This window comes from Phycisphaerales bacterium, assembly GCA_035627955.1.
GTDB lineage: Bacteria > Planctomycetota > Phycisphaerae > Phycisphaerales > UBA1924 > JAEYTB01.
Genome location: DASPKU010000012.1, coordinates 32,148 through 55,526, shown reverse-complemented (window position 1 = coordinate 55,526; position 23,379 = coordinate 32,148). Strand labels below are relative to the sequence as shown.

At 68.0% G+C, this 23,379-nt stretch carries 22 protein-coding genes; 4 read left to right on the top strand and 18 right to left on the bottom strand.

All coding sequences use genetic code 11. The features are described 5' to 3' along the window. Positions 1–7 precede the first annotated feature (7 nt). From VD997_10040 to hpt, 5 genes are all read right to left on the bottom strand, one after another. Positions 8–715: a hypothetical protein gene (locus VD997_10040; GenBank protein ID HYE62326.1), complete on the bottom strand. Its 708-nt coding sequence runs from the start codon at positions 713–715 to the stop codon at positions 8–10. Between the two features lie 405 nt (positions 716–1,120). Continuing rightward, a complete protein-coding gene (locus VD997_10035) occupies positions 1,121–3,418 on the bottom strand; it encodes a hypothetical protein (GenBank protein HYE62325.1) in 2,298 nt (765 codons plus the stop codon). A 151-nt stretch (positions 3,419–3,569) separates the two neighbouring features. Continuing rightward, positions 3,570–4,946: a transcription termination factor Rho gene (rho, locus tag VD997_10030; GenBank protein ID HYE62324.1), complete on the bottom strand. Its 1,377-nt coding sequence runs from the start codon at positions 4,944–4,946 to the stop codon at positions 3,570–3,572. Between the two features lie 938 nt (positions 4,947–5,884). Beyond that, positions 5,885–7,120, bottom strand: a complete 1,236-nt coding sequence (gene coaE, locus VD997_10025) for a dephospho-CoA kinase (GenBank protein ID HYE62323.1) — start codon at positions 7,118–7,120, stop codon at positions 5,885–5,887. Positions 7,121–7,201: 81 nt separating this feature from the next. Beyond that, positions 7,202–7,777, bottom strand: coding sequence for a hypoxanthine phosphoribosyltransferase (gene hpt, locus VD997_10020; GenBank protein ID HYE62322.1), 576 nt, complete (start codon positions 7,775–7,777; stop codon positions 7,202–7,204). Between the two features lie 289 nt (positions 7,778–8,066). On the opposite strand from hpt, the gene VD997_10015 reads away from it, so the two are divergent. Then, positions 8,067–9,728: a hypothetical protein gene (locus tag VD997_10015; GenBank protein HYE62321.1), complete on the top strand. Its 1,662-nt coding sequence runs from the start codon at positions 8,067–8,069 to the stop codon at positions 9,726–9,728. 56 nt (positions 9,729–9,784) lie between these two features. Here the strand turns inward: VD997_10015 and VD997_10010 are convergent, their stop codons facing one another. From VD997_10010 to nrdR, 5 genes are all read right to left on the bottom strand, one after another. Next, complete coding sequence (locus tag VD997_10010) at positions 9,785–10,549, bottom strand: SIMPL domain-containing protein (protein ID HYE62320.1); 765 nt, start codon at positions 10,547–10,549, stop codon at positions 9,785–9,787. Between the two features lie 136 nt (positions 10,550–10,685). Continuing rightward, entirely contained in the window at positions 10,686–11,459 is a 774-nt protein-coding gene (locus VD997_10005) for a CoA transferase subunit A (protein ID HYE62319.1), read from the bottom strand. Between the two features lie 82 nt (positions 11,460–11,541). Continuing rightward, a complete protein-coding gene (locus VD997_10000; protein HYE62318.1) occupies positions 11,542–12,435 on the bottom strand; it encodes a hypothetical protein in 894 nt (297 codons plus the stop codon). A gap of 105 nt (positions 12,436–12,540) precedes the next feature. Then, positions 12,541–12,774 (bottom strand): UPF0175 family protein, encoded by a 234-nt coding sequence (locus tag VD997_09995; GenBank protein ID HYE62317.1) that lies wholly within the window; start codon positions 12,772–12,774, stop codon positions 12,541–12,543. Between the two features lie 64 nt (positions 12,775–12,838). Continuing rightward, positions 12,839–13,327 carry a transcriptional regulator NrdR gene (nrdR, locus tag VD997_09990; GenBank protein HYE62316.1) on the bottom strand — a complete coding sequence of 163 codons (489 nt, stop codon included), beginning with the start codon at positions 13,325–13,327 and terminating at the stop codon, positions 12,839–12,841. A 282-nt stretch (positions 13,328–13,609) separates the two neighbouring features. On the opposite strand from nrdR, the gene VD997_09985 reads away from it, so the two are divergent. Next, complete coding sequence (locus VD997_09985) at positions 13,610–13,846, top strand: hypothetical protein (GenBank protein HYE62315.1); 237 nt, start codon at positions 13,610–13,612, stop codon at positions 13,844–13,846. Positions 13,847–13,895: 49 nt separating this feature from the next. On the opposite strand, the gene prmC is transcribed toward VD997_09985, so the two are convergent. The 5 genes from prmC to VD997_09960 all read right to left on the bottom strand — a co-directional run bounded on the left by prmC (position 13,896) and on the right by VD997_09960 (position 17,184). Next, complete coding sequence (gene prmC / locus VD997_09980) at positions 13,896–14,816, bottom strand: peptide chain release factor N(5)-glutamine methyltransferase (GenBank protein HYE62314.1); 921 nt, start codon at positions 14,814–14,816, stop codon at positions 13,896–13,898. A 48-nt stretch (positions 14,817–14,864) separates the two neighbouring features. Further along, positions 14,865–15,353: a hypothetical protein gene (locus VD997_09975; protein HYE62313.1), complete on the bottom strand. Its 489-nt coding sequence runs from the start codon at positions 15,351–15,353 to the stop codon at positions 14,865–14,867. Positions 15,354–15,454: 101 nt separating this feature from the next. Beyond that, positions 15,455–15,838, bottom strand: coding sequence for an acyl carrier protein (locus VD997_09970; protein ID HYE62312.1), 384 nt, complete (start codon positions 15,836–15,838; stop codon positions 15,455–15,457). 138 nt (positions 15,839–15,976) lie between these two features. Continuing rightward, on the bottom strand, positions 15,977–16,759 hold the full coding sequence (locus tag VD997_09965; protein HYE62311.1) for an enhanced serine sensitivity protein SseB C-terminal domain-containing protein: 783 nt from the start codon (positions 16,757–16,759) through the stop codon (positions 15,977–15,979). 23 nt (positions 16,760–16,782) lie between these two features. After that, entirely contained in the window at positions 16,783–17,184 is a 402-nt protein-coding gene (locus tag VD997_09960) for a hypothetical protein (GenBank protein HYE62310.1), read from the bottom strand. A 99-nt stretch (positions 17,185–17,283) separates the two neighbouring features. Between VD997_09960 and VD997_09955 the strand changes: the two genes are divergently transcribed. Both VD997_09955 and VD997_09950 read left to right on the top strand, forming a co-directional pair. Continuing rightward, entirely contained in the window at positions 17,284–18,618 is a 1,335-nt protein-coding gene (locus VD997_09955) for a TCR/Tet family MFS transporter (GenBank protein HYE62309.1), read from the top strand. After that, positions 18,615–20,768, top strand: coding sequence for a protein kinase (locus VD997_09950; GenBank protein ID HYE62308.1), 2,154 nt, complete (start codon positions 18,615–18,617; stop codon positions 20,766–20,768). The genes VD997_09955 and VD997_09950 overlap by 4 nt, the downstream gene beginning before the upstream one ends. Before the next feature lie 26 nt (positions 20,769–20,794). On the opposite strand, the gene VD997_09945 is transcribed toward VD997_09950, so the two are convergent. The 3 genes from VD997_09945 to VD997_09935 form a co-directional block, all read right to left on the bottom strand. Next, a complete protein-coding gene (locus tag VD997_09945; protein HYE62307.1) occupies positions 20,795–20,977 on the bottom strand; it encodes a hypothetical protein in 183 nt (60 codons plus the stop codon). Positions 20,978–21,105: 128 nt separating this feature from the next. Then, a complete protein-coding gene (locus tag VD997_09940; GenBank protein HYE62306.1) occupies positions 21,106–21,477 on the bottom strand; it encodes a four helix bundle protein in 372 nt (123 codons plus the stop codon). A gap of 36 nt (positions 21,478–21,513) precedes the next feature. Beyond that, positions 21,514–23,226 carry a tetratricopeptide repeat protein gene (locus VD997_09935; GenBank protein HYE62305.1) on the bottom strand — a complete coding sequence of 571 codons (1,713 nt, stop codon included), beginning with the start codon at positions 23,224–23,226 and terminating at the stop codon, positions 21,514–21,516. Positions 23,227–23,379 lie beyond the last annotated feature (153 nt).

Below are 23,379 nucleotides of genomic sequence, written 5' to 3'. Positions count from 1 at the left end.
GGGGGCCTCAGGGCCCACGGGGGATCGGACGGGATGCAAGGTTAACGATAGAGGAAGGGGAGGGGTTCGGGGGGAGTTTGCCGGCGGTGGTGTGGAGGGAGGTGGGAGTGGTGGCCGGGGCGGTGTGAACGCACCGAGAAGGGGACATCTCGGGGGCACGCGTCGCGGTTGATGCGGGCGGCTCGTGTGGGGAGAGGGCGCACCGAGATGAAGACATCTCGGTGGCACGGGATGAGGACATCTCGGTGGCACGGGTGGGCGTGGTGGGTGGGATCGGCGCGGGGCGTGATGGCTCCCTTGCTGACGCGCGGGGTTCCTGCTGGGATCGGATTGCGCGCAGGATGGTGGTGGCGCTGCGGCGGGATTCGACTTTGTGGTGATCGAGCTGTTTGGTGGCGTTGTGGGGCGGGCTCAAGAGGCGTGAGAGGGTGTCGAGGGCGCTGCGCTCGAGGCCGAGGTTGGTGAGGGCGCGGTAGGCGGCGAGGTAGGCGGCGATATCTGGGCGGGTGGAAAAGGCGATGAGGAACGCGGGGGTCTGCCGGCAGTCGCTGGCGGCCTGGAAGATGTCGAAGTTGTTGAGGATGAGGGCGAGGAGGGCGGACTCGTCGGGGGCGGCGAGGGGGAGGAGGGGGGCGGGGGAGGGGGAAATTTCGGATGTGGGATTGGGATTTGGGATTTGGGATGTGGGGAGGTGCGCGGCGGGGGTGGTGGGCATGGGTGGGCTCCGGGCGGGTGGCCGTACGGAACCCTACCTTGGGCGGTGGTGGGAGGGAAGGGGAAAGTGCGCATGACCACGAGTTTGCGCACAAACGTCGCCGATGGGGTGGAAGGCGTTGGAGGGAGGGGGGTTGCGCGCGGGGGTCGTGTGATGTGGAAGAGGAGCCACCGAGATGAGGACTTCTTGGTGGCACCGTTGGCTGCTGCTCGGTGAGGATCGCCGCGAGGCGCGGCGATGCCCTTGCTGACGCGCGGGCTTCCTGTTCAGCAGGGTGAGTTCAGTGGCATGGGTGCGAAGCGGATCGCCGCGAGGCGCGGCGATGCCCTCTGCTGACGCGCGGGCTTCCTGTTTGAGGACATGCTCACCCCGAGCGGTGAGCATGCCACACTGAGCTTGCCACTTTCAGCAGGTGCCGCCGCCGAGGACTCGGAAGAAGGACTCGATGTCCTGGTCGGTTCCGGTGTCGCCGTCGTGGTTGAAGTCGGGGCTGCCGCAGGTGGGGCAGCAGGTGCCGCCGATGCAGGCGAAGAAGGCTTCGATGTCCTGGTCGGTTCCGGTGTCGCCGTCGCCGTTGAAGTCGGCGGTGCAGGTGGCGCGGCAGGCGGTGTACTGGGCGAGGTTGGTGGCGGGGATGCCGCCGGCGGCGGTGAAGGTGCCGGTGATCATGAGCGAGGGGTTGCCGTCCTCGTCGATGATCGGGGCGAGGCCGGAGATGCTGCTGCCGGGGCTGAAGGCGCCGAGGGAGGCCCAGGTGGAGCCGTTCCAGTAGCGGAGCGGGGGGCTGGCGGACGCCACGCCGATGAAGAGCCTTGGGCCCGAGCCGTCATTGAATACGGCGAACGCCGATCCCCGCGCCGGCGCGCTGATTCCGCTGCCAATCGGGGCGATGCGGGCGCCGTTCCAGCGTGAGACGCCGCCGGACGTCTGGCCGGTTGTGGCGAGGAAGTCGCCTGCCATGATGAGCTCGGGGCCATCGCCGACGTCGAAGATCGTGAGGTCGTACACCGTGCCGTCCACGCCGGGGACGTCGAGCCACTGGTCGCCGGCGAGACGGACGAGGCGGCGTGCATTGGCGGGGCCCATGCGGCCGCCGACGTAGACCTCCGGGCCGGCCCCGCTGCTGTAGGTCTGAACCGCGCGGAAGAAGCTGGAGGTGTTCGCTTCGATCGGAGGGCCGACAGGGGACCACTGAAGGCCGTCGAGCCTGTAGACCTGCGCGGCGGCGTCGGTGGCTGTCACGAGGAAGGCGGTGTCGCCCTGGCCGATGGTGTCGCGAGAGGCGCGGAGCGTCTGAATGTTGCCGGGCACGGCGGGCAGCGTGATCCAGGCGGTGCCGTCGTGGAGTGCGGTCTGGGTCTCGCTGGCGAAGACGAGGAGGCTCTGAGAGTCGCGGGAGAAGCGGGCGAGGCCGCGGGAGGGCGGGACGGGCGCGGTGCTGTCGAGGTAGGTGTTGCCCTTGCGTGGAGCGCCGTCGATGTAGTAGACGCCGTCGGTGGCGGCGGGGTCGGCGTAGATGCGGGCGCCTGCGGGTGGCGGCGGGAGCGAGTTCCAGGACTCGATGGTGGACCAGGTGGTGCCGGTCCAGCGGAGGGCACCGTTGGCGACGGTGCCGAGGGCGAGGAGGGTGTTCTGGCCGTTGATGGGGGCGATGAGGAGTTCCGAGATCTCGTCGGTGGACAGATCAACCGAGGTGGCGATCGGCTGGCCGACGTTGGTCCACACGCCGCCGGAGAACCTCCGGATGCGCGTGGGGTCTTCGACGAGTGAGCCCATGGCGGCGTAGAGCACGGGGGCGCCGTTCTCGACCGTGGAGAGAAGCTTCGAGGCGGAGCGGGCGTTGCTGGTCTGATCTTCGGCGAGGAGGGAGACCCACGTGCCGCCCTCGAGGCGGGCCACGGCCGTGTCGCCGAAGTTGCGTGCGATGGTGTTGATGCAGCCCGCGGCGTGGAGCCGGGGGCCGGCGCCGTCGTTGTGAACGGTGAGGGTGTAGATGTCGGTGGGGAAGCCTTCCTGCGGGAGGAGGCCGGCGTTGGCGGCGTGCCAGGTGGCGCCGTCCCATGCGGCGATGCTGTGGATGGGCTGGCCGGCGATGGAGGTGAAGTAACCGGCGGCGTAGAGCTTCGTGCCGGAGCCGTCGTTGAACGTGTGGAGGGCGCGGATGTTGGAGTTGCCGGTGGTGACGCCGATGCTGGTCCAGGCGGCTCCATTCCACTTCGCGACAAGGCTGCGCATGGCGATGTGCATCTCGGGGCCAGCGCCGCTATCGAAGAACTCGATGGCGGCGACCCCGCCGGACTGGGAGAAGAGACCGGGGAAGTGCGTGACCGTGCTGCCGTCCCAGCGGACGATGCCGATGGAGGGCTGAGCGTTGACGGTGCTGAAGGTGCCGCCGATGTAGAGGACTTCGTTGCCGTTCTCGGTGCGGGAGACGAGGGTGTTGACGTCGCCGTTGACGGTGAGGTTGGGGACGGCCTCCCAGCTCTGGCCGTTGAAGCGGGCAAAGCGGGTGGTGATGCCGCCGACCTGGAGGTTGCCGGAGGCGAGGAGCTGGCCGCGGAAGGTGGTGGCGGCGGTGACGGTGCCGGATAGAGAGGCGGCGGTGTTGTAGCCGGTGACGAAGTGGGGGGTGCAGGGCTGGGCGAGGGCGGTGGCAGAGAGGGCGAGGAGGGCGGCGGCGATGAGGAGGCGGGGGGTGGTCATGGTGCGGGTGATACCAGGGCTGGGGGCGTGGGTTGCAAAAAGACAGCCACCGAGATGAGGGCATCTCGGTGGCGGGGGTGGCGGGGTCAGCGACGGCGATCAAAGACATGCTCACCCAGAGCGGTGAGCATGCCACACATGCTGGAGTGAATCAGCCGAGGGACATCGTGACGAGGAACTCGGCGTTGGTCTTGACCTTCTTGAGGCGGGTCTTGAGGAGCTCCATGGCCTCGACGACGTTCATGTCGGAGAGGACCTTGCGGAGGCGGTAGACGAGCTCGAGCTCCTTGGGGTCGAGGAGGAGCTCTTCGCGGCGGGTGCCGGAGGCGGCGACGTCGATGGCGGGCCAGATGCGCTTCTCGACGAGCTTGCGGTCGAGGTGGAGCTCGGCGTTGCCGGTGCCCTTGAACTCCTCGAAGATGACCTCGTCCATCTTGGAGCCGGTGTCGACCAGGGCGGTGCCGATGATGGTGAGGCTGCCGCCCTGCTCGATGGCGCGGGCGGCGCCGAAGAACTTCTTGGGGCGCTGGAGGGCGTTGCTGTCGAGGCCGCCGGTCATGATCTTGCCGGAGTGGCTGGTCTCGGCGTTGTAGGCGCGGGCGAGGCGGGTGATGGAGTCGAGGAGGATGACGACGTCGTCGCCGAACTCGACCATGCGCTTGGCCTTCTCGATGACCATCTCGGCGACCTGCACGTGGCGTGAGGACTGCTCGTCGAAGGTGGAGGCGACGACCTCGACGTTGGAGGCGGCGCAGTTGCGCTTGAAGTCGGTGACTTCTTCGGGGCGCTCGTCGACGAGGAGGACGATGATCTTGACGTCCTTGTTGTTGCGGGTGATGGCCTTGGTGATCTTCTGCATGAGGACCGTCTTGCCCGTGCGGGGCGGGGCGACGATCAGCATGCGCTGGCCCTTGCCGATGGGGGTGACGAGGTCGATGACGCGGCACTCGATCTCGCTGGGCTCGGTCTCGAGCACGTAGCGCTGCTCGGGGTGGAGGGGCGTGAGGTCCTCGAAGCCGCGGAGGTCGTGGACCTTCTGGGGCTCGCGGCCGTTGATCTTGTCGGCGCGGAGGAGGGCGAAGTAGCGCTCGTTCTCCTTGGGGGGTCGGACGACGCCCTTGACGACCATGCCTCGGCGGAGGCCGTAGCGGCGGATCATGGAGGGGCTGATGTAGATGTCGTCGGGGCCGGGGAGGTAGGACTGCTCGGGGGAGCGGAGGAAGCCGAAGCCGTCCTGCATGATCTCGAGGGTGCCCTCGCCATACATGAGGCCCTGACGGGCGGCGCGGGCCTTCAAGATTTTGAAGACGAGGTCCTGGCGGGGGGTGGACTGGACGTCGGCGAAACCCTCGCGGTGGGCGACCTTGTGGAGCTCCTCAAGGGTCATTTGCTGGAGCTCGGCGATGGAGACGGATTCCGCCGCGCCCTGCTTGACCTCGCCAGCCTTGACGGCGCGTTCGAGCTCGACGGCCTCGCGCTCGAGCTCCTCGTCGCTGGGGAGGTAGGCGTGGAGCTGGCCCTGGTGCATGAGGGACATGCCGGGCTGGCCACCGCCGCCGCCCATGCCGCCCATGCCCATGCCGCCCTTGCGGCGCTTCTTCTTGCGGCGGAAGCCGCGGTCCATCATGTCGTAGTTGTTGGGGTAGTTGCCGCCGCCGCCCTGACCACTGGGGCCGCCGGGGCCGCCCTGGCCGTTGCGGTTGGGCTGGAACTGCTGGTTGCCGCCGTCGCGGTTGTCGCGCTGGTCGCGGTTGTCGCGGAAGTCGCGCTGGTCGCGGTTATCGCGGCGCTGGTCGAAGCGGTTGTCGCCCTGCTGCTGGGGGCGGTCGCCCTGCTGCTGGCCTTGCTGACCTTGGCCCTGTTGCGGGCCGTTCTGGCGGTAGTCGGGGCGGTCGCGGAAGTCGCGCTGGCCCTGGTTGCCCTGCTCGCGCTGGCCCTGATCACGCTGTCCTTGGTCGCGCGGGGCCTGCTGCACCTGGTCGCGCGGGGGCTGCGAGGGCGCTTCGCGCTGAGGCTGTGGAGCGGGTGCCTCCTGGCGGGGGGCGGGGGTCTCACGAGCGGGTTCGCGAGCGGGCTCACGCTCGCGGGCGGGCGCGGGGGCCGCGGCTTCGGGAGCTTCCTTTTTTGCGGCGGTGCGGCGGGTGCGGGGGGCGCCCTCGGTCTTGGTTTCTTCGCTCATGGACTTGGATGCCTTGGCCATTGAACCCTTCCAAACGGATCGCCGCGGTGGCGAGGTGAATCGGGGTGTGTATGTGGGGGTGGGCGTGAACCCAGAGGGTCGCGGCGGTTGCCCGCCGGCGTGCGGCCCCGGTTACGGGGCGGGGGAACAAAATGGGGATCGAGGATCGTGAGTTCGCCGGCCCGTTGGGCGGGCGGGACTGTCGTGCTGACTTGCTGGGTTCTGGGAGACTGGGGTGGACGCCGTGCTGATGCGCCTGGCGTTCTTCCCCGTCGCGACACTATAGCCTACTGCCCGGGGTGCGGCCAAGTTCCCGGAATCCGGGCAGGACGCGGACGGGCTAAGAGATCGTTCAGGGCGAGGTCCACGCGGGCTTGAAGGGCCTCGATTGTGGAATCGTTGACGATTGTGGTATCGGCGCGCCGGCGCTTCTCCTCTAGGGGAAGTTGGGCGATTTCGCGGCGGGTGAGCTCGGCCTCGTCCCAGCCGCGGGAGGCGACGCGGGCGAGGCGCTGGTCGCGGGGGGCGTCGATAAAGAGGACGAAGTCGCACTCCTTGTCGGAGCCGGCTTCAAAGAGGAGTGGGGCGTCGACGACGACGCCGCGGCGGTGCTCACGGGCGGCGCGAGCGATGACTTGGGCGCGGTCGGCTTTGACGAGGGGGTGGATGAGGGCTTCGAGGCGGGCGCGCTGGGCGGGGTCGGAGAAGATGATCTCGGCGATGGCCTTGCGGTTGGCGGTGCCTTCGGGGGTGAGGACTCTGTCCCCCCACCACTGGACGAGCTGGGAGCGGACCTCGGGGCGGTCGAGGGCTTCTTTCGCGTCCTTGTCGGAATCGATGAGGAGGAAGTTGCGTTGCTCGAGGAGGCGGGCGACGGCGGACTTACCGGCGCCGATGCCGCCGGTGAGGCCGAGGATGAGGGGGTGAGGGGGAGCACCGGTCGGGAGACCGGTGCCACCTTGAGGAGCAGCGGTCGGGAGACCGGTGCCACCTTGAGGACCGACAACATCATCAACGGCCTTGCGGACGAGGCGCATGACGTCGTTGGGTTTCTCGAGCTCGACCCAGACGACCTCGTAGTTGGCGGTGCCGGCGGTGGCGGCGCCGAGGGTTCCAAGGCCGAGGAGGCGGTCGGCGAGGGAGCGGACGATGACGAGGTTGCGGACGTTGCGGAGTGGAACGTCGGAGATGGATTGGCGGACGACGCCGGCGACGGCGATGAGGCGGCGGTCCGTGAGGACGTACAGCCGGCTGAGCCACTCGAGGGACTGCCAGACGACGACGGCCACGAGGATGCCCGCTCCGATCCACGCGGCGAAGTCGACAACGACGGGCAGGTCGATGACGCCGGCGCCGTAGCGGATCCCGACGACGATGAGCATCACCACAGCGATCACCCAGAACGATCGGAGCACGATGAACCAGGGCGAAGGGTGCAGCCACAGGATGATGCGCTCGCCCTCGGGCACGTAGCGGCGGAGCAGGCCGGTGGGCGGGTTGGGTGGTTGGGACGCGGGGTGCATGCGGGCGCGGAGAGTATGGCAGGGAGTTGTGGGCGCTGTCACATGCAGGGACCACCGAGGTGAGGACATCTCGGTGGCACGTCAGGACTGCGAGCGTGCGACGGCCTCGGGCCTGAGGGTGGCGATCTCGGGGTAGTTCCGATAAAAGCCGTCGTAGTCGAGGCCGTAGCCGACGACGAACTCGTCGGGGATGTCGAAGCCGACGTAGTCGACGTGCACGGGGACCTTGGCCTTGCCGGGCTTGCGGAGGAGCACGGCGAGGCGGAGGGACGCGGGCTTCTGCTCGAGGATGAGGCGGGAGAGGACGTCGAGGGTCTGGCCGGAGTCGAGGATGTCGTCAACGACGAGGACGTGCTTGCCGGTGAGGTTCTGCGGGAGCTCGGAGCGCATGTGCACGCCCTTGCTCTCCATCGAGGTGCCGGGGTAGCTGGAGACGGCGACGAGGCCCATGCTGAGCTTGAGGGGGAGCTGGCGGACGAGGTCGGCGACGAAGATGATCGAGCCGGTGAGGACGGAAACGAGGACGACCTCGTTGGTGTGGTCGTGGTCGTCGCCGAGCACGGACTGGAGGTCGCGGGCGATCTGGGCGCCCAGGTCGTGGACTCGGGCGGCGATCTTGTCGCGGGTGATCAGGACCTTTTCGATGTCGCGGAACATGGGGGGCTCGGGAGGTGCCGGGGGGAAGCACCGAGATGAGGACATCTCGGTGGCACGGGCGCACCGAGATGAGGACATCTCGGTGGCACGAGGCACGAGAGTAGGTCGTTGAGGCACCCGGACAGAACCCTTGGGTTTGTGGATTGATCGGTCGTGCGCCCCCTGCGAGATGCCTTACCCGCCGTGATATTGCGCTCAGACTGTCAGAAACCACTTGGCAGCCAGCTAGGGGGGTTTATGCTTTTGGTCACCCGGTGTGCTGGGTAAGCCGGTCTACAGGAGATCTGTGATGAGGATGTTTGCGCAGCCTTCGAGTCCGATGGATGTGCTCGAGAGCCGGGCGATGCTGGCCGCGGATCTGGCGATTTCGATCAGCCCGATCACGATCACCGACCCGGGGACGCCGGCGGAGCTGATCCACGTGGCGGGCACGGTTCGGAACGTCGGTGATGTGACGTACGAGAGCGGCGGGGAGCTGAAGTTCCTGCTGTCGGCGGATGATGTGCCGGGGCCGGAGGACTTCCAGCTCGGGCAGTTCTTCCTAGGCACCTACACCACGAGCGACGTGGTGGAGTACAACCTGGTGCGGGCGCGCCCGACGACGGCGGATGTGCCGGCGGGGCAGTACATGATCATCGCGACGCTGCAGATCCCTGATGCTGCGGGGGACAACGCGGCGAACAACGCGGCGGCGACGACGGACACACTGCAGATCGGGGAAGTGCAGCCGCCGCCCCCGCCTCCTCCTCCGCCGCCGCCGCCCCCGCCCCCTCCGCCGCCTCCTCCGCCGCCCGCTGACGTGTTCGGGGTGGTGAATGGTCAGCGCGTGGCCCTGACCAAGACTCTGGCCGACGGGCAGGTGGCCGTGTTCAAGCTTGATGGGCCGGGCACGGGCACGCTGAGCCAGGAGAACGGCGAGTGGATCGTGACGCTGACGGGGACGAACGACCGCACGGTGGTGAAGGTGAAGCGCGGGGACGGCAGCACGGCCGACCCGGTGCTGGGCGGGATCGTGGTGAACGGGGACGTTGGCCACATCCACCTGCACCGCACCGACGTTGACGGCAACGTGACGGTCACCGGGAAGATCAGGCACTTCCAGGGCGACGACATCGCCAACGGCGCCATCACCTTCGGCGGCGAGGGCACGTGGACCATCTTCAACGTGGACTCGCTGAAGGACGTGACCGTCACGCACAACGATGAGTTCGCGCTGTTCAAGGTGAACAGCTGGACGAGCCAGACGTCGGCGCCGGATCAGCTGATCGCGGACCGCGTGCACGTGCTGCTGGCGGGCACGTTCGGGGCGGACCTGATCCTGAACAACGGCGGCGGCAAGGCGCTGTGGAACGCGGGCATCCGGAACATCACCGGCGGCACGTGGACCATCACCGGGCAGGTGGGGAACCTGTACGCCCGCTCGATCATGGACGGGTGGGCGATGGGCGTGAACGGGAATCTCAAGACGCTGCGGAGCGACCGCGGCGTGAGCGGGATCACCGTGTCGGCGCGGAACATCGACCACGTGCAGATCCGCGGCGGGGTGACGGCGTCGACGATCATCGCCGGCGCGAACCTTGGCAGCGACGCCCGTTTCGGCGGGGAGGGCGCGGCGGCCGACACCTACGCGGGCGGCACGATCAAGAAGATCGAGCTGCGCGGCGGGGCGACGAACAGCACGTTCGCCGCGGGCGTGAACCCGACGGATGGAAACTTCGGGAACGCGGACGACGTGTTCATGACCCCCAGCCGCATCCAGCGGGTAGAGACCCGCGGGACGCTGACGAACACGCAGTTCGTGGCGGATGAGGTGTCGGGTCAGAAGACCAAGAAGCCTGAGAACAAGGGCAGCGACCGCGACGGGGATGATGACCGTGGTCGCGGCGAGGACCGCAACATGATCGGCCGCAAGGTGAAGACCAGCAAGAGCGGGCGCGGCGGCCGGCGGTAGTGTTCAGTTGAGCTGATGTGATGAGGGCCCGGCGCGGGTGCGCCGGGCCTTTTTATTCAGGATTCGAGGCCGTAGGCGACCGTGACGACGGCGGTGACGTCTTTCTCGATGGTGGAAGTGTCGTAGAGGCCTGCGGAGCTCACCTCGGTTGAGTGAGGCTCGGTGATCTGAAGAACGCCCATCTGCACCGAGCGGACATCGGCGACGCGGCCGCCGGAGCTCTTCGCGATTTCCTGGGCGCGGGCGTGCGCGTCCTGCGCTGCCTTGCCGAGAATCTGGATTTTGAGATCGGCGATCCTGGAGTAGTAGTACCGCGGTGCGTAGGAGCGGACGCTCACGCCGTCCTTCATCAGGCGGGTGACCTCGGCTTCGGCTTTGGGGAAACGCGCGACTTGGGGGCTGGTCACGGTGAGGACGCGCGACAGCGTGTATGCCTCCACTTCCCAACTGGAGTTGCCACGCTCGTCGCGTGCATGATGGGGATCGGTCTCGATAGAGGCGAGGGCGATCTCCGAGGCACTGAAGCCTTGCTCAGCGAGGAACGCCTGAACTTTGGCGGTGCTGGACTCGAGGGCGGTGTAGCCGTCGGCCAGGGCCTTGGAACGTTCAGAAACGGAGATGGACCAGACGCCGATGTCCGAGGTGACGCGCTCGCGGGCGGAGCCTTTGACGGTTATCTCGCGCTGGTTGCTCGCGAGCTGGCGGACTCGGCTCTGGTACGCGCGGGCCGCCACAATGGTGCTGGTGATCACGCTCGCGGCGATACCGATGGCGAGGACGACGGCGGTACTGAGCAGGTTGAGACGGACGCGGTATTCCATGGACGCCCCTGTCTGCCCGGTGGTGTGGCGGCGTGGTTGCCGGGCAGGGAGCGCTGTATCGGGCCGCGGTTCCCGCCCGGCTGAAAATGGGACGGGCGTCCGTCATCGGGTCGCGAGGACCGAGAACCAACCGTCCTCACGAGGGGCGGATGGTGCGTTGTTCGATGCGCTTCTGGGGGGTGGACTTGATGACGCGCTTCACGAAGTTGCCTGGGGTGTGGATGGTGTCGGGGTCGAGGGCGCCCAGGGGGGCGATCTCTTCGACCTCGGCGATGGTGAAGGTGGCGGCGGTGGCCATCATGGGGTTGAAGTTGCGGGCGGTCTTGCGGTAGACGAGGTTGCCGAAGCTGTCGGCCTTGTGGGCCTTGACGAGGGCGAGGTCGGCGAAGAGGCCGGTCTCCATGACGAACTCGCGGGGCTGCGCTGATGAGGGGCGCTGGCCGGGGCGGTTGTGGAGGGCGGTGTCCTCGCGGGGGCGGAGGAACGTGCGGGTCTCCTTGCCCTCGGCCACGGGCGTGCCGACGCCGGTCGCGGTGTAGAAGGCGGGGATTCCGGCGCCGCCGGCGCGGATGCGCTCGGCCAGGGTGCCCTGGGGGTTGAACTCGACCTCGAGCTCGCCGGAGAGGAACTGCTTTTCGAAGGTGGCGTTCTCGCCGACGTAGCTGGAGATCATCTTCTTGATCTGGCGGGTCTGGAGGAGCAGGCCCAGACCGAAGTCGTCAACACCGGCGTTGTTGCTGATGCAGGTGAGGCCCTTCACGCCGCTGTCGCGCAGGGCGAGGATGAGCGTCTCGGGGATGCCGCAGAGGCCGAAGCCGCCGACCATGACGGTCATGCCGTCGCGGAGGATGCCTTTGTCCCTGAGGTCGGCCATGGCGGCCTTCGCGTCTGCAAACACCTTGTTGGCCATTTCAGGTCACCTGTGGTGGGAGGTCGGTCGATTGGAGGCAGGATTGCGATTGGGGGCACGATCATGAGGCATGATCGCGGCACTATTTGCGGATGGTACCCGGGGTGCTGACGAGGACGTAGGCGCGGTAGCGGCCTTCGATGGGCGTGACGAAGGTGGCTTCGGGGTGCACATCGGGAACGTCCTGCTTCATGGCCGCGGCGAGGGCGGCGCGGGCGGACTCGATTGCCATGCGCGGGGCCTCGCGGACGGTGGCGGCTTCGGCGGAGGCGCTCATGTAGACGCGGCCGTTCTCTTCGCGGGCGGTGGTGCTGAACCACGAGGGCGCGAGCGGGTCTTTGGGGGGGCTGGGGGGGAGGACCTTGGGGGGGCCGTCGCGTGGGGGCTCGGGGGTGGTCGTAGGTGTCTCGGGGTTTGCGGGTGTGGTCGGGTTCGCGGCTGGAGTGGTTGCGGGTTGGTCGTTGGTTGGGGCGGGTGCGAGCGGTTCGGGCGTGGGAGCTGCGGCGATGGACGTAGGCGTTGCCGGGGCGGTGGGGGCGGCAGCGGCCGCGGCGGTCGCGGACTGGACCCACACGATGTAGTCGCCGGCGGGGAGGCGGGCGTAGGAGATTTTGGAGATGGCGGGGGCGGTGGCGCTGGTGCCGCGGGCCTGGCGGACGGCGGACTGGTACGCGGCTTCGATGAGGGGGGACTGGCCACGCCCGATGCCCTGGGCGGTGGAGCCGATGGGCCACCACGCGGGTGCGGCGCCGGAGACGGGCTCGACGTCGATGCCAATCTTGGACTCGAGGGCGGCGGCGGCGAGGAAGGCCTGCTGCTGCTGTGCCTGGGCGAGGGTGGGCGCGGGGCGCGTGGGGACGGTGATCGTGCGGGTGCTGGCGCCGAGGGTGCTGGGGGCGGGGGGACGCTGGCGCGGCGGGGGGGACTGGCAGCCGAGGAGCGCGAGGGTGGTGAGGGCGAGGGCGGCGGTGCGCATGGGGAATCCTAATGCCGGATGGGGGGCGGGGGAAGGAGTGGGGGAGTGGAGGAGTGGAGGAGTGGAGGAGTGGAGGAGTGGAGGAGCCTCGGACTGCTCGTCGGCTTATCGGCGGAACTTGCAGTCAAGCTCCCAGTCCTCGTCCGTCACGTGATAAAGAGGAAGGCCGCGACGATCGAGTTCGAATTCGAAGGCGGTGCGTTCCATCCCGCAGAGTCGAGCCGCGGCACTCTTCCCGAGCTTGTCGGCGTCGAACAGGCGACATGCGAGCTCGATCAATAGGTCCATGGTGGTGTGCCCAGATCGTGCGATGATGTCGCCGGGGACGTTCAGCGTCATCCCTGCCGATCGTACGCTGGGGAGCTGGCCACCCGTCTCGGAGAGACGGGGTACCCAATACGAGTCAGAAGAGCTTGCCTTGGTCCTTGGTGTCCTTGATGCGGCCGTCGAGGAGCTCGAGGGTTTGTTTGAGCTCGTCGACGGAGCGGAACTTGTAGTACTCGCTGGCGAAGCGGATGTAGGCGACCTCGTCGATGTCGCGGAGGCGGGCCATGACGCGCTCGCCGATCATGCTGCTCTCGACCTCGCGGTCGAAGTCGCGGTGGAGTTCTTCCTCGATGTCGGAGACGAGGTTCTCCTTGACGTCCTCGGGGATGGGGCGCTTGCCGCAGGCGGCCTGGACGCCGCGCATGATGTTGTCGCGGTTGAAGGGGGCGCGGGAGCCGTCGCGTTTGACGACGGTGAGGCGTGCGGTCTGCTCGACGCGTTCGTAGGTGGTGAAGCGTCGGTGGCAGGTGAGGCACTCGCGCCGGCGACGGATGACCTTGCCGGCATCGCTGCTGCGGCTGTCGATCACCTTGTCGTCGTTGGCGTTGCAGAACGGGCAGAGCACACGCACCCCCAGGCAGGGCGGCCGGAGCGGCCGGAGCGGTATGGTGCAGATTCGGGGGGTAGGCGTCAAATCGGGGGTTGGGCCGGGGGTGGTGCGGGGCCGAGTGGTCGCGGGTGGGGCCGCGCGGGCCCGGGTGATCGCAGGTGCGGTCGTAGTCAGCACTAACAGCGTGAAAGGGTCGATGAAAGTTCGCTTATGGAAAGCGGATCAAGGTGGTGCTGGAGCGGGCTTGTCGTACATCTAGAGTCCGCAACGGCCGGTGGTTCGGCTACGGAGGAGATCATGGACACGCTTTCGATTCCCAGTGCTCTGACTGCTTCGCTCTCGGCGTTTGCGCGGAAGGCGTTTGTCGTTGGCGTGATCGTCGCGCTCGCGACGGCCGCGTCGTCGGTGGTGCTTGCGGGGTGCGAGAAGAAGGGGCCGGCGGAGAAGGCGGGGGAGAACATCGACAAGGCCGCGAAGGACGCGGGCAAGGCGGTGGAGAACGCGGGGGACAAAGTCAAGAACGCGGTGGATTGAGTTCCCGCGCGGCTCCCCACCGAGGTGAGGACATCTCGCTGGCACGTTGCTACTTCTTCGCCGCGACAATGACGCGGGGTTTGTTGAAGAGGTCCTTGAGCGTGCGGACGTCGGTGAGGTCGGGGTGGGCGCGGGCGAGGTCGGCGGCCTGCGCGGCCCGTGATTCGGCGACCTCGATGAGCATGAGGCCCTGCGGTTTGAGCAGGCGCGGGGCGTCGTTGATCAGGCGGCGCACGTGGGTGAGGCCGTCGGGGCTGGAGCGGAGCGCGAGGTGCGGCTCGTAGTCCTTCACATTGGGCTCGACAGCGGCCCATTCCTCGTCGGGGATGTAGGGGGGGTTGGAGACGAGGTAATCGAGGGAGGCGACGCCGCGGGTGGTGGGGTGGTCGTGCAGTGGCGCGAGCAGGTCGCCTTCGAGGAGGTCGAGGCGGTCGAGGACACCGTGGCGGGTGGCGTTGGTGCGGGCCACTTCGAGCGCGTCCTTGCTGAGGTCGGTGGCGACCACGCGGGCGGCGGGGAGGTTTTTGAGCAGGGCGATCGCGATGGCGCCGGAGCCGGTGCAGATGTCGGCGAGGAGGAGGCCGTCGCCTTTGGTGGCGGACTGGCCATGGTTGGCGCGGAGGTGCTGGAGGACCTCTTCGACGATGGTCTGCGTTTCGGGGCGGGGGATGAGGACGCGCTTGTCGACGAGGAGCTCGAGGCCGAAGAAGCGTTCCTTGCCGACGAGGTATTGGATCGGTTCGTGCTTGAGGGCGCGCTGGACGAGGTTGCGGAGGGTGTCGCGCTCGAGGGGGGAGGCGGGGCGGTCGGGGTTGGTGTAGAGCTCGAGGGTTTTGCAACCGATGACGTGCTCGAGGAGCATCTCGGCCTGCTTGCGGGGTGCGTCGAGGTGTTTTTTGGCGAAGGTTTCCTGCATCCACGCGAGGAGGCGGCGCGTGGTCCACAGATCAGTTTGTGCCGGTGGTGTCACGGTCAATCCTAGTAGGTCGTATAGGTCCTATGGGTCCTATAGGTCCTATCAGGAGAGCTTGACGCCGCTGGTCTCGAGGAGGGTTTTGAAGAGGCCGCTGAAGACGAAGTTGTGCTGCGGGAACTCGGCGCCGGCGAGGTTGTGGTCGAGGTGGCTGAACATGAGGTCGATGGCGCCGATGGCGCGGGCGTGGCCGGTGGCGGGGTCGAGCAGCTCGACGGTGCCGGTGGTGGAGGCGCCCAGCGCATCGAGGTGCTGGATGGTGGCGGTGTAGCGGAGGGTGTAGCCGGGCGGGGCGTCCTCGTTCAGCTCGGCCTTGCTGATCTTGGCGAGGGCGACCTTCTCGCGGAAGTTGTTGGCGTGGCCGACGAGGATGCCGGCGGTCTGGGCCATGCCCTCGATGATGAGGCTGGCGGGCATCAGGGGGCTTGATCCGCCGTGGGGCAGGTCGTGCAGGTGCTCCTCGGCCATGGAGATGTTCTTGAGCGCGACCATCTTCTGGCGGGGCTCAAGCAGGACGACTCTGTCGATCCACATCCAGCGCATGGGGAGAAATTCGCAAAGGGCAAATGGGCAAAGGGCAAATCAGAGGAGCGCCGCGGGCTTCATTGCCCTTTGACCACTTGCGATTTGAACCTTTACGCCTTCAGCTTGCCCTGCACGAACTTGACGAGGGCCTCGACGGTGAAGACGTTGGCGACGTTGCCGAGCTGCGGGTCCTGCTCGAACTTCGAGAAGTTGACGTGGGGCATGCGGGCCTTGAGGGCGGCGACGCCCTCGGGGGTCACCTTGCCGTTCTGGACGTACTTAGGGTCCTGGGCGACGTTGTCGGGGAAGAGCTCGCCCTGGCTGATCTTGATGCCGAAGGCCTGCTCAAGCTTGAAGACGATGTCGAGGAAGTCGATCGACTCGGCGCCCAGGTCCTTGGTGAGGACGGCGTCCATGGTGACCTCGTCCTCGTCCACGGCCAGAGCGTCCATGAGCACCGTGCGAACCTTCTGGAAGACCTCGTCTTGCGTCATCGTGCTTCAGTCCCCAACGTGTATGCGGCGGAAAGAGCATGATAGACGCGGCCAAGTGAGTTGGCACAAACTTGGACGTGCGGCGCGGTTGACGGCTGTATGTGTTGCGGCGCAGGTGCTTTAGGCGGGCCGGCGGGGTCACCCGAGCAGGCTGCCCAGCCAGCCCCGCTTCTTGTAGATCCGCTTCCCGTCCTTCTTAAGGTGGTCGGCGAAGGTGCCCGCCTCACGCATGTTGATGAAGTCGACAGGCTTGTTCTCGCGGGAAGTCCAGCCGCCCATGGCCCGCGAGATGCGAGCCTTGGCCGCGGCGAAGTCGTGGGCATCGATGCCGATGAGCGGGTGCGCGGCCGTGTCGCCGGCCGCGGGAACGCAGACGCCGCTGATAAAAACCGAGTGGATGGTCTCATCGGCGCGGCAGACGGAGGTGACGGCCTCAATCAACTCGAGCGGGTCTTCCGCGAGGGCCCCGAAAAACACCTGCGTACCCGGGGCGACATGAATGCCGTCGCGGCCGGTGCGGGTGACGCCCTGCCTGCCGGCGCGGAGCTCGGCGGCGAGGAACTCCTTGCCGTAGGGGCCGCTGGGGTTCAGAACGATTGAGGTTTCGCCGAGGTATTCGAGCAGGGTGGGAAGGCTGATCTCGCTCATTGGCGTAGGTTCGAGGATGGTCGCCTGGGCCACCTGAGGGGAGGTGAAAGCGATGATGGCCGCGTGGCCCTCCGGGGCGGTGAAGACCGCCAGGATGGAACCTGTCCCAGATTCGGGCACTTCGTTCTTGGCGAGGGCAAGGACCTTGCTTTGCAGGAACAGTCCCCAGAACGCCGGCATTCGTGCGGGGTCCGTGAGACCGGCCTCGAGGGCGCGTTCAAGGTCGTTGAAGGGCCAGCCCAGAATGCCCTCTTTGAAGAAGGGATGGAACATCGGGAGCCCTTGAGCGTGGCTGGTTACCCGGCGACGGAAACGGGGCGGAGCACAAAGCGGCCGGAGACGGCGGTGGGCTGTTCGGGGGACTGGGGGTCGAGGAGGGTGGCCTCGCCCTTGAGGTCGAAGGTGCCGTCGTCGTTGGACTTGTGGAGGGAGACCTCGACGCGGAGGGTGCTGCCGGGCTTGACGAAGCGGCCGTACTTGAGGGCGCGGACCTTGCCGAGCACGAGCGGGGTGGAGGTGCGGTCCTTCAGCAGGCGCTGGGCGGCCTGGACGAGCGACTCGAGCATGAGGACGCCGGGGAGGACGGGGAAGGTGGGGAAGTGGTCCTGGAGGTACTCCTCCGCCCCGGTGACGAGTTTCAAAGTGACGATGCGGTCGGGGGATTGCTCGAGCACGCGGTCGACGAGGTCGAAGTGCATAGGGGGAGGGTAAGTCGGAAGTGGGAAGTGGGAAGTCGGAAGTGGCCGCGAGATGTTCTTTCGGGGTTGTATCCTCTGGCTCCCCTGGAGGAGCTGAGATTGGCGGCGAGGCGGGCGAGCATCTGGTTCATCATGCTGACAGTGATGCTCGATGCGATGGGCATCGGGCTGCTGATTCCGGTGTCGCCGCGGCTGATCCAGGAGCTGGGCGGGAACCTGAGCGAGGCGGACGCGGCGGCGAAGGTGGGCACGTTCGGGGCCCTGTTCGCGGTGGGTGCGTTCCTGTTCTCGTCGTTCATGGGCGTGCTGTCGGACCGCTTCGGGCGGCGGCCGGTTCTGCTGGTGGCGCTGCTGGGGTCGGGGATCGACTACTTCGCGTCGGCGTTCGCGCCGACGCTGGCGTGGCTGTACATCACGCGGTTCATCAGCGGGGCGTCGGGGGCGAGCGTGACGGTGGCGAGCGCGTACCTGGCGGATGTGACGCCGCCGGAGAAGCGGGGGGCGTCGTTCGGGATGATGATGGCGTCGTTCGGGCTGGGGTTCATCTTCGGGCCGCTGATCGGGGGCGTGGTGGGGGACCCGCACCACACGCTGCCCGTGCTGGACTGGTTCGGCATCGAGATGACGGGCAACATCCGCTACCCGTTCTACGTGGCGGGTGCGCTGACGATGCTGAACTGCATGTACGGGCTGTTTGTCGTGCCTGAGTCGCTGCCGCGGGAGCGGCGGGCGCCGCTGCGGTGGGGGCGGGCGAACCCGATCGGGGCGTTCAACGCGCTGCTGAAGTACCCGCTGGTCACGGAGCTGGCGCTGTCGCTGTTCTTCCTGAGCCTCGCACAGTTCCTGCTGCACGTGACGTGGGTGCTGTACACGGGGTACCGCTACGGGTGGACGGAGCGGAACGTGGGGTACTCGCTGTTCGCGGTGGGGGTGGCCACGTTCTTCGTGCAGGGCGTGGTGGCGGGCAGGATCATCGCGAAGGTGGGCGAGCGGCGGACGCTGATGACGGGCGTGTGCATCTCGGTGCTGGCGTACCTGGGGTACGGCACGGTGACCGAGGGGTGGATGATCTTCCTGATTATCAGCTACGCGTGCTTCGCGGGGATCTCGCAGCCGGCGATCCAGGCGATGATCACCAAGACGGTGCGGCCGGACGAGCAGGGGGCGACGCAGGGCGCGATCACGGCGCTCAACAGCGTCGCGGCGATCATCGGGCCGCCGCTGGGGGGGACGATCTTCAAGTACGCAATCACGAACTATGAGACGCCGCAGAAGTGGGAGGCGGGTGCGCCGTACTACACGTCGGCACTGCTGGCGGGGGTGGGGGCGTGCATCGCGTGGTACGCCGTGCGGCATGGAAGGCACCTGGCGCACGGGCAGAACAGCGTGGTTGCGAATGGCGGGGATGCAGGCCCGGGGGGCGGGCGGGCGTGAGCGAACTGAAGACCATCGCGCACTACGCGGTCGAGCACGAGCTCGGGCGTGGCGGCATGGGCGTGGTGTACCGCGCGGTAGACACGAAGCTCGGGCGGGCGGTGGCGATCAAGAGCCTGCCGGCTGAGTACGCGGGCGACGTGCTGTGGCGGACGCGGTTCGAGGGTGAGGCCCGCACCCTCGCGGCCATCAACCACCCCAACATCGCGGGCATCTACGGCATCGAGAGCGACGAGGCGGGGACGTACCTCGTGCTGGAGCTGGCAGAGGGGCCGACGCTCAGCGAGCGGGTGCGGGTGAGCCCGCCGGGGGTGGAGGAGGCGCTGGAGATCACGCGCCAGATCGCGCTGGGGTTAGGAGAGGCGCACGCGCGGGGCGTGGTGCACCGGGACCTCAAGCCCGCGAACGTGAAGGTGCGTGCGGACGGCATGGTGAAGGTGCTGGACTTCGGCATCGCCAAGGCGGGGCAGCAGGACATTGCGGTGGACCCGCTCGCGGCGACGCTGGTGCAGAAGGTGAGCCCGCGGAGCACAGTGCCGGCGTTCCTGCTGGGAACCCCGGGGTACATGTCGCCGGAGCAGGCGCGGGGGCACGTGATCACGCCGGCGAGCGACGTGTGGTCGCTGGGGTGCGTGCTGTACGAGTTGCTGGCCCGCCGGGCGGCGTTTGGCGGTGAGACGCTGGCGGACACGATCGCGCTGACGATCTTGGGGGAGCCGGAGTACGCGGCCCTGCCGCGGGGGACGCCGGGGCGGGTGCTGCGGTTGGTGCAGACGTGCCTCAAGAAGAGCGCGGCGGAGCGGGCGGTGTCGATGAAGGAGGCGGTGGGGCTGATCGAGGACTCGCTGCGGGAGTTGTCGGGGGGGCGGGTATTTGTCGCGTCGCGGGCGGGCGGGGCGTCCGACGGAGTGATGCCGAGGGAACTGGGGAATGTGGAGCAGCCGCGGCGGGCGCTGATCGGGCGCGGGGCGCTGGTTCAGCGTGTCGCGGGTGCACTCAAGAGCCGGCGGATCGTCACGGTTGCTGGGCCGAGCGGGAGCGGGGTGAGCAGCGTGCTGCACGCGGCGGCGTGGTCGGTGCGGGACATCACTGCGGGCGGGGCGTGGTGGGTGCCTGTGCCGGCGGGGTGCGCTCCGTCCGTGGCGACGGTATTGATCGCGCTCGCGATGAACGTGCGCGGGCGGGGCGGCGGGGTCGAGCAGGAGCTGATCGAGCGGATTGGCACGCGCGATGTGCTGCTGGTGATCGATGACGCGGGGCCGGACCTTGCACCGGTGGTCGAGGGGCTGCTGCGGGCGTGCCCCAACCTGCGGGTGCTGTGCGGTGGGTCGCGGGCGCTGCACATTCCTGGCGAAGAGGTGGTGGTCGTCATGCCCATGGAGGATGCGGCGCCCGGGGCGACGGCGGCGCACTTCCTGGAGCGCGTGGCGGGCCCTGAGGCGGGCGCGTGGCGTGAGCGCCCGCAGGAGACGGCACGGGTGTGCGCGGTGCTCCGGGGCAGCCCGCAGGCGGTGGAGCTGGCGGCGGGGCTGGCGGGGACGATGACGCCCTCGCAGTTCGAGGCGCAGCTGCGGCAGCGGGCGGCGATGGCCGGTGTGACTGATCTGGCGGCGTTCAGCGCGGAGCGCGTGCTGCAGGCTGTTGCCGCGTGGGCGGTGGATGTGCAGCAGCCGGCGAACCTGGCGGTGCTGCTGCGGGCGTCGGTGTTTGCGGGACGGTGGTCGGTGCGGGCGATGCGGGCGATGAGCGGGGCGGCGGCTGCACTGGCACGGCGGGGGGAGGATCCGCACGCGTCGGTGGCGGACCTGCGCCTTGCAGAGCAGCTGGAGCGGCTCGGGCAGGCTGGGCTCGTGCGGCGGGTGGGGCGGAGTGAGGATCCAACCCAGCCGGTGTTCGAGCTGCCGCGTGCGGTGAGGCGTGAGGCGGAGGCACGGCTCATGAGCACGCCGGGGGCGGCGGGTCTGGTGCGGCGGGCGCACGAGGGGTATGTGAGGGCGCTGCTCGAGCTCGGGGGCGGTGAGCTGGATCAGACCTCTGCACGCCGGCTCGAGCCGGAGCTGGCGGAGCTGCACCGCTTCACAGGCGTGGACCAGGCGGAGGTTGCGCGGGTGATCCAGCTGGTGCTGCGGCGGCGCGGGCTTGCCGGGTGAGTCGGGTGAGGAATCTGAACGGCCGCTCAGGCGGACAACAGGCGGGGGTCGGGCGGCGCGGGCAGACTGAAGACATGCAACAGGTACACGAAGGCCAGTGCGGGTTGTGCGCCCACTTCGGGGAGAACCAGCCGCAGGAGCAGCCGCGGCTGTACCAGATTCGTGTGTCGGGGCAGGCGCCGGAGGATCTCGTTGAGGAGTGCGGGCATCCGCGGCACGCGTCCTTGCACTTGGTGGTGACTCCGATTTCGGGCTGTCAGGGGTTCACGCGGGCGCCGGTTCCCGGAAGGAATGCGGGCGCGTAAAGTGAAAAGTGAAAAGGGAAAAGTGAAAATGGTCAGCGCTTACGGTTCTTCGCGCGCGTGCGCTTGATCATCGTTCCGAAGATTTTGAGCAACTGCACTCCCTCATCCTGGAGCTTGGTCAGGCGCGAAGCCGGGATCCACTTGCGGCGGACGCACAGGCGCAGCCAGTAGCCGCACTCGCCGAGTTCCTTGACTGAGACGCCCAGCGCTTTGCAGAAGTCATTGGCGCTCATCGCCTGGTCCGCTTCACACACGTTCGCCCCAACCGAAGTGCCACAGCCGACCATCTGGTCGATGATGCGGGCATAGACGCGCTTCTTCTCGAGGGCGTCGACGACATCAAGCATCCTGTCGCTGAACTCCTCAGCGCGTGCGACGATCTCGGGCTTCAGACGGCTCACCATGGCTCCCTCCCATTTTCCCTGTTCACTTTTCCATTTTCACTTTGTGGGCACGCACAGGCAAGACGCGTGAAGCTTGGTGTCGGCGTGCTTCCACGCTTCCTTGAAGCGCTTGTCGATCTCCGCAGTGTCCTTGTTCTGAGCCTTGAGTGACTGGGAGAGGCCGTAGAGGGCCCAGCCGTTCTCGGGCCAGATCTTGAGGTCTTCGCGGTACACGGCCTCGGCATCCTGCGGGCGGTCGGCGGCGAGGAGGACGGCGCCGAGGGAGTGGCGCACGGGCTGCACCCAGTCCGGCGGCTCGATGTAGCGGAGCGTGTCCTCGATGGCGATGGCCTTCTTGAGGCTGGCCACGGCGTCGTCGGTCTTCCCCTCGCGGAAGAGGATTTCGCCCTCAAGCGTGTGGTCGGCGATTTCGAGGACCTTGTGCGCGGGGTTCTGGGCCATCATCGCTTCCTGCGGGATGGTCTTGATGTGGGTGCGGAAGGTTCGCTGCTCTTCGCGGGCGAGGGAGGTGTTGCCCTTGGCGTTGTGGGCCGCGGCGCGGGCGAAGTGCCAGAGGGCGACGGTGATCGGGAGGTGCTCGGGGGGCTTGGGGCTGGCGAGGATCTCATCCCACATGCCGAAGCGGACCATGACCTCGCTGCCGATGGGCGTGTAGGCGTCGACGAAGGGGGCCATGTCCTTGACGAAGTCGGCGGGGATCTTGCGGACCATGTCGGCCGCGGCCTTGAGGGCCTCTTCGCGCCGGCCGAGCATCATGCAGGCGTAGGCGAGGAAGTGGTCGTCGTGGGCCATGTAGAGGCGGTAGAGGCCCTGCTTGGGGCTGAGCTTGCGGTACTCGTCATCGACCTTGTTGGCCTTGCGGTTCTGCTCGGCGGCGAGGGCCCACTTGCCGGTGCGGACGTCGATGTGGCTGGGCATGTGGACCATGTGGCCGCTGGCGGGGACGAGGGTGCGGAGGCGGTCGGCGACGGCGCTGGCTTTCTCGGGCGTGCTGGAGGCTTCGACGGCGTGGATGTAGTAGTGGCACGCGCCGGGGTGGTTGGGGTTGATCTTGAGGGCGAGCTCGAGGGCTTCGAGCACGCGGGGCGTCTCGGGGCGCGGCGCGGCGGTGCCGACCTCGTAGAGGTCCCAGGGGCGGAGGTCCATGAGGCTCTCCGCGTAGAGCGTGCAGACGTCGGCGTCGTCCTTGTGCTCGTCGTACACGCGGGACATCGCTTCGGCGTAGGCCTTGTCGAGGGTGCTGCGCTCGTCGAAGGTGAGGGGGAGCTTGCCGTCCTTAGCGGAGGCGGGGTCGATGTAGCGGGAGGCGAGGGCGTCGATGAGTGCCTTCTCAACGGGCGTGGCGTTGTCGGCGGCGTCCTTGGCCTTCTGGAGGGCGGACCACGCGGCCTTGGTGGAGTCCTCGGTCATGACGGGGGCGTTGATGTGCGGGCCGTGGCAGAGGGCGATGCCCCAGTACGCCATGGCGCAGCCGGGGTCGAGGCGGACGGCCTCTTCGAAGGAGCGGATGGCCTCGTCGTGGTTGAAGGAGTACATCCAGTTGAGGCCCTGGTTGAAGTAGCGCTGGGCGTCGGGGCTGGAGGTAGTGACCTTGCGGGTGTGGTTGCCGAGGCCGTCGAATAGGCGGGCCTTGGTGGGCTGGGCCGCGAGCTGGCCGGGGTTGGTGGTGCTGCTGGTTGAGCAGGCGGTGAGGGTGCCGGCGAGGAGGGCGAGGGAGAGGGCGCACGCGCTGTGGAGCGAGCGGGTCATGGGTTCACCTGTCAGGAATGGGCGCGGGCGTGAGTGATTCTGGAGGGCCGGGCCGCCGCGCTCGAACAGAGGGCCCGGTGCTTCCACCTGAGAGAAAGCTAGACGGTGAAGAGGAGGGGATCAACCCGAAATGACAAGGGCCCACCGAAGTGG